Below are 1279 nucleotides of genomic sequence, written 5' to 3' on the forward strand. Positions count from 1 at the left end.
GTGATGTCGCCGAGCGCGGTCACCAGGGTCGTGATTTCTGCTCGGCTCATCCTGCGCGGGGCGGTGCCCGTGTTCGCGGCGCGGAGGCGCGGAGGCGCGGAGGCGCGGAGGCGTGGGGGCGCGGAGGCGCGGAGGCGCGGAGGCGCGGAGGCAAAGAGGCGCGGAGGCGTGGGGGCGCGGAGGCAAAGAGGCGTGGGGGCGTGGGGGCGTGGGGGCGCGGAGGCAAAGAGGCGTGGGGGCGTGGGGGCAAAGAGGCAAAGAGGCGCGGAGGCGTGGGGGCGTGGGGGCGCGGAGGCAAAGAGGCGTGGGGGCGTGGGGGCGTGGGGGCGGGGGAAAATCGGTGGCGGGGGCGCGGGTCCGGCGCGGAGGATGCGCGTGTGATTGAGGCGTACCCGATGCAGGTTCCTGTCCGTGCGGCGACTGCCGTGCGTCGACAGCGGCCGCTCCGGGGGCGAACCTCGACCCGCCACCGACGTCGATGAGCGGCGCGTTCTTCGCCGGCCTGGTGGCCGGCTACGGCGTCGCCATTCCCGTCGGCGCGATCGCGATCCTGATTCTGGGGCTCAGCGCCCGTACCTCGTTCCGGGTCGGTGCGGCGGCGGCGCTCGCGGTGGCGACGGCCGACGGGCTCTACGCGGTGGTGGCGGTGCTCGGCGGCGCCGGCCTGGCCGGGATCATCGCGCCGGTCGCCGGGCCCCTGCGGGTGGTCGCCGCCGTGGTCCTGCTGGGTCTCGCCGGGCACGGTCTGTGGCGGACGTGGTCAGCGCACCGCTCGCAGCGACCGCCGGCGGCACGCGACGGTGGGGGCATGAGCACTCCGGGGCGGGCCTTCGCGGCGCTGCTCGGGTTGACCCTGCTGAACCCGATGACGGTGCTCTACTTCACCGCCCTGGTGCTCGGCCGCCGGGACACTGTCGACTCGGGCATGGCCCCGGTGGCACTCTTCGTCGCCGGGGTGTTCCTGGCGTCGGCGAGCTGGCAACTGGTCATTGCCGGCGGTGGCACTGTGGTCGGTCGGGCCCTGACTGGGCCGCGTGGCCGGCTGGTCACCGGCCTGGTCTCCAGCGCGCTCATCGCCGCGCTGGCGGTGGCCGCGCTGCTGCCGGGCTAGCGGTCACCACCCGGCTGCCCAGCCACCACCCGGCCAGGCCCGCTGGGCCGCCTACCGCGCGTCGGACGGGGCCGGGCTCGTACTGCACGCCGCGCGGCCGCCCCGGGGCGACCTGGCAGCGGCAGGCCCTGCGGGAGAAGAAGGGCACCTGGCAGGCGTCGCTGAACG

Annotated in this window: 1 protein-coding gene; it reads left to right on the top strand. The window is 76.1% G+C overall.

All coding sequences use genetic code 11. From position 1 onward, the window contains the following. The first annotated feature begins 478 nt into the window (after positions 1-478). Positions 479-1111, top strand: coding sequence for a LysE family transporter (locus AB0C20_RS36210; protein WP_357191649.1), 633 nt, complete (start codon positions 479-481; stop codon positions 1109-1111). Positions 1112-1279 lie beyond the last annotated feature (168 nt).

The organism is Micromonospora sp. NPDC048843, from assembly GCF_040649965.1.
Lineage (GTDB): Bacteria > Actinomycetota > Actinomycetes > Mycobacteriales > Micromonosporaceae > Micromonospora > Micromonospora hortensis.

Excerpts from the sequence above, each read along its gene's own strand:
- AB0C20_RS36210 (WP_357191649.1), top strand. The coding sequence starts at position 479 with ATGAGCGGCGCGTTCTTCGCCGGCCTGGTGGCCGGCTACGGCGTCGCC.